At 56.5% G+C, this 5,522-nt stretch carries 2 protein-coding genes; one reads left to right on the forward strand and one right to left on the reverse strand.

The genetic code is table 11. The features are described 5' to 3' along the window. Nucleotides 1-2,004, reverse strand: a 2,004-nt coding sequence (locus tag ABX962_RS28890; protein ID WP_372724687.1) for a WD40 repeat domain-containing protein, incomplete at its 3' end; no start/stop codon positions are given. 188 nt (nt 2,005-2,192) lie between these two features. Here ABX962_RS28890 and ABX962_RS28895 point away from each other — a divergent pair. Further along, nucleotides 2,193-4,295 (forward strand): VWA domain-containing protein, encoded by a 2,103-nt coding sequence (locus tag ABX962_RS28895; protein ID WP_372724689.1) that lies wholly within the window; start codon nt 2,193-2,195, stop codon nt 4,293-4,295. The last annotated feature ends 1,227 nt before the right edge of the window (nt 4,296-5,522 follow it).

The following is a 5,522-nucleotide window of genomic DNA, read 5'->3' on the forward strand; positions in this document are numbered from 1 at the left end:
TATTCCAATCGTTGCGTCGTCCGAGCCGGTTGCCAGAAAACGCGTGTCACCCGAAGCGGAGATCCATCGCACGTCGCCGGAGTGTCCACGAAACTGACGAATCAATCGCGGTGGATCCGATTCATCACACGCGTAAACGTATAAATTGTTTCGCCCTTTTGTGCCGACCACGACTGCCGTGCCCGCCTGTTTTGCATCAATCGTGCTGATGGCAGAAAACGCCCCGTGGGTATCGGGTATCAGCGGCAACATGCCTAACGGTTGCTCATCGCGATACAGGCGATAACGAAGCTCTCCGTTCTGCTGGTCTTCGGTGCGAACGGTCCAGCGGTTTGGGAGACGTTGGTTGGGAAGGTAATCGTCCGGATTGATCTCCGCGTCGCCTTTCAGCGAAATTCCCGACAAATCAAACACATCAGTGAAATCTTTCGAGTCGCCCCGCGTCAAGGCAATCGTGTAGCGCGATGTTTCTTTGGCGAATGCAACGTGCGAAATTGGCATCGCAGGCGAATCCAACACTTCGCCAGGCTCCGCAGCAATGCGTCCTTCGTCGTCGATGTCGTAAAGATGGATTTCGCTGTTCACCGCGACGATGGCTTGGTTTTTCGGAACGTCGAATCGACCGGTGGGGATTGCGGTGGGGGGATAGGTTTCCGAGCGAAGGATCAGGGTGTCGCCGCTGAGATCCCAAAGCTGCAGTCGCGATACCGCTTGGTCTTTTCGCATTCCGGCCAATTCCGTACCCACCAACAACCGCTGTTTGGAAACGTCCAGGTCGACAAACAGAGGTCGACCGCCAATTTTGATATGACGATGCCGCGTTACCGTTTGTTTGTCATCGAAATCCCAAACCGCGAGTGTACCATCGGCACCCGCAGCCACCAGCAAACTGCTATCGGGTGCAGCGGCAATACAGCGGACGTGATAGGCGAACGTGGTTTGGTCCAACAAACTTGTTTTGCCAGAGAAAAGGTCCATACGTTGCAGCTGCCAAGTAGGAGCAACGATTTCTTTTTCGGTTTCGGTGAGGCCTGTGAAGTGGGCCACCACCAATTCGTTGTCACCACGAAACGTCACGGGCACAAAGCCGCGTGAGCTACGGATTTGGCTAGCGATTTCCGCACCATAGGCAATCGAATCTGGCTGGATCACCGTTTTCCCCGACCACAACCCAGTGTCCTGATCGGATTGCCATGTCATCACTCGGCCTTCGACATCTTGCGATGCCAACACAGCCGATTTCGTTTCGGCTGAGTCAGCGTCGACATTGCCCGGTGACCAAGCGAGCGAGGCCACGACTTGGCGATGGCCTGCGTTGAAATCCACCAGCGGTCGCACCAATTTTCCGCTGATGGCATCGACGATCCAAATTTCGCCTAGCGATCCCATCGCACCGTGTCCGGCCATCGCAATTTGGTTGCCGTTGGCGGCCAAGGCGTAGATGCGGCCGCGAGGGCCTCGTTGAACCTGCCACCGAATCGTGCGATGATGTTTCCAGGGATGATCTCCTAACGGCGAGCGACGCCAAACGTGCAAGTCTTTGTCTTCACCTGCAGTGAGCAGTGTTTGGTCATTTGACGCGTTGGTTTTGCCCGCTTTGTCCTTTGCGGTGTCACTGTTTGCGGTATCACTGGCCGCGATCGGGGAATTTGCCAATTCGATCGCTCGAATGCCTCCGCTGTGACCGTTGTAATCGAGTCGCAGAATGGGCTGGATTCCGCCGGGAAGTGCATTGCCGCCATCGATTGCTTGAGGGGCCGAGTCTTGCGGATCGGTCGCGATTCCAGGCAATTCGCTCTCACCAGGCAGTTGGCCGAGCGTCGCGGGACCGTTGGGCGAAGCACCGGGCAGCGTGGATTCCGTCGGCAATTCGCTCGACTGAGTCCCTTTTCCTGGCAGCGTCTGCTCGTTGGGCAGTTGCGCAGACGCATTCGCGCCGCTGGCGATCCCTAGCAATAGCAACGCACCCCAACGGATGCAAATTTCACGCGGTACACTTGTCATATATTTTTACTTTCCCCTTCGACCCGCCAAACATGGCTGTGGACTATCATGATAGCGGGTTACGAACTTTATTGCCTTGGATTGACTGTGAAAAAACGCAGCGTCCCCAATGAGTCGTTTTGAAAACGACGACTCAGCAAATCTACGACTCGGGAAAACGAGCCATGTTGGAATCGAAAAGGATATTGATGAAACTCTCTCGTTGGTTTTTCGTTGGCGTTTGCGCACTGATGCCGCTTGTGGTGATTGATCCTGCAAGCCTGGCGTTGGCTCAGCCGCCCTCCCCTGCCCCACTGACTTCCACGACCCCCGCATCGACGACCCCTGCATCGCTGGCGATCTCGACGATGTTTTCGCCGCTCGATGTGCCTCAGCGGAAAACGATGGGCTTGCTGCAACGAAATTTCTTAGAGATGGCTGGTGGTGACGCAGGCGAGCTGGAGGTGGCATTGGTCATTGACGGGACCAATTCGATGTCCGCGGAACTCGCCGGAGTGCGTGGTTCGATCGACCGCATGCTCGATGACCTGCGGCGTTTTCGCAAAGGCCAAGTGCGGGCTTCGATCGTCGTCTATCGTGATTATGGTTCTCCATCGGGCGAAGTCAGTATCGTTTTGCCAACGTTCACAGCGGATAAGGCGGCCATTGACAAGGCGGTCGAGTCGCTGCAACCCGAATCGGGCGAGCCCTTCTTTCATGAGCTCCCCGACGTGGGACTGCACACTGCGATCACGCAATTGCCTTGGTCGGACAGCCCCGACGTGGTCAAATGGGTAATGTTGTTCGCTGATGCGCCTCCTTATTCAGTGACATTCCGCGATGCAAAGTACCCGGGGGCCCATCGCCGTTTCACCAACGAGTTGTTGGTTTCGCTCGCCCGCAAACGCGGAATCCAAATCAATTGTATTCTTTGCACCAGCAGCGACGACAACGTCCAACCCTATCAGCAGGTGGTGGATCAAACGCGTGAATTCATGAGTGCACTTGCGTCACAATCCAGTGGCGTGATGTTGGATTTGTCGTACCCGGCGATCCAAACCGCGTTGATCGAAGCGGGCAAGCGGCCTGAGATTCAATACGCCAAATTAGATCCGATTAACGCGTTTGATCTCGCCGCGGCGCGTCGCCAGGAGGTCTCGATCGCCGCGACCGATGCTTCGCCTGCTGCGGCGACGAACGTCAGTATCGCGGTGGTGCCTCATGAACCGCTTGAGGGAATTCGTTTCGATCCCGATCGATCGTCGGTTCAAGTGGCCACCGCAATTCGCCACCGGTTTGCCTCCTTGCCCGGAGTCCGTGTGGTCAGCACGATTGATATCCAGCGTCAATTGCGTCGTTTGCGTGCTGAGGGGATGACGCACACGCAAGCGATCCGTGGACTTGCGGGACGGCTACGCGCGGACTACGTCGTGTGGGGATCGGTCGCGCCGCAGACTCAACAGGTTCAAACGGCGGCCTATCGACGTCGTGATGGCGAAGCGGTGATCCAAGTCGCATTTGATGGCGACTACGGACAAGTCGCCAATGTGATCCTGACAGCCGCCAGCAAAGATCCCTCACGTGATCCCATCCTGGCTCGATTGGCGAACCATGCGATGGGCAGTGCGACCAAAGCGATGTTGCAGTCTCCGATCGCCGAAACGGCCGCCACGTCGTCCGAGTTGTTGGCGGCGCTCGAGGCACTTGAGCAATCGTTGGCGTTCGCAGGCGACAGTGACGAGTCGATCGAGTTATTGAAAACGGCGGAAGCATCCGCCGGTGCGGCGGTGGAAGCCGAGCCGCGAAATCCACTCGGGCATTGGTTGTTATCGAACGTTGCGTTCAATCAAGCGATGCGAGATTATCAGCGAGGTGCGTTGGATGAAGCAAAGACCCGTATGTCTCAGATGAAATCATCGTTACGGCGGGCGTACCGCAACCGATCGACGATCGAGGCGACAAGTCTGTCCGAGGAAATTGCGGGCGACTATGCGTTGTTGGTTGACCGCAACGTCGAGGATGCGATCACGCAGTACAAGCTGCTGGTGGATCCCGCGATGCCACCCGCCTCGCAGTTGCGAGGGCACTGGATGTTGGCGGGCGTCTACGCGGGCGATTGGGGAGTTCCGGATTCGTTTGCGGACTTGAAAGAGTCGCGTCGTCATGTGATCGAGATCCTCGCGAACTGGCCCGACTCGCCCGAAGGGAAACAGCTAAAGCAGTGGCTGCAATGGGACGAAGCGAGCGGCCAGACCGAGCATGATTACCTGCCGACGATTCACGTCCAGATGAGCAAGTGGGACGAGGTTTAGAAGCGATAGGTAGGGATGCCAGTTCCGGTGTCACCGCACTTCCTCAAGTCACCGGTCACCGCCACCATCCGCCACCTCTCCCTGTGCGCAGCACGGGAGTGGTCGGACGGGCCCCTTTAGGCCTCGTCCGGGTGAGGGCCTGTCTCGGGCTCACTCGCACCGCGCATCATTTCCATGTCCGCACTGTCTAGCTCCACCCTCCCGTAGTGGATCTTGTCAAAGATCCCGCCCCCCTGAATTCTTAATCTTACTCTTACTCTTAATCTTAATCTCACCCGAGCAACCAAATCTCCGTCGCCAAACAAGAACGCCGGTTGCTCGGACCAATTTGAACAGGAGCAAACAGAGGAAACAGAGTCACAAGCCACCGCTTTCACCGTTCCCTCCCTTGTCACCTGTTCAATCGTTTTCAGAGACGCCTTTCCCGTCGATCCACGCCCTTCCATTTTAAAATCTCCAATTGTCAATTTACCCTTTTCCATTCTTCCACCCGCCTCAGCATCGCTGCAAGCGATTAGCAATCGCAGCCAGCAATAATCGCGACAACCAGCATCACCAAGTCCCGACAGGGACGGCATGCTGTAGCCCACGGCGTGAGCCGTGGGTAACGGAACAAACCAAGGATGAAAGCCCCGAAGGGGCGACAGGAAACGCAGCGTCCATCACCGGTCACTGCCACCATCCGCCACCTCTCCCTGTGCGCAGCACGGAAGAGGTCGGACGGGCCTCTTTAGGCCTCATCCGGGTGAGGGCCTGTCTCGGGCTCCCTCGCCCCGCGCATCAATTCCGCGTCCGGTCCCACTAGCCCCACCCTGCCGGTAGTGGATCTTGTCAAAGATCCCACCGCACTGAATTCTTAATCTTAATCGTACTCTTAATCCTAATCTCACCCGAGCAACCCGCTCTCCGTCGCCAAACAAAAACGCCGGTTGCTCGGACTTATTTGAACAGGAGCAAACAGAGGAAACAGAGTCACAAGCCACCGCTTTCTCCGTTCCCTCCCTTCTCTCCTGTTCAATCGTTTTCAGAGACGCCTTTCCCACCGATCCAAGCCCTTTCATTTTAAAATTTCCAATTGTCAATTTAACTTTTTCAATTCTTCCACCCGCTTCAGCATCGCTGCAAGCATTAGCAATCGCAGCCAGCAATAATCGCGTCAATCAGCATCACCAAGTCCCGACAGGGACGGCATGCTGTAGCCCACGGCGTGAGCCGTGGGTAACGGAA

It is taken from the genome of Novipirellula sp., assembly GCF_041583735.1.
GTDB lineage: Bacteria > Planctomycetota > Planctomycetia > Pirellulales > Pirellulaceae > Novipirellula.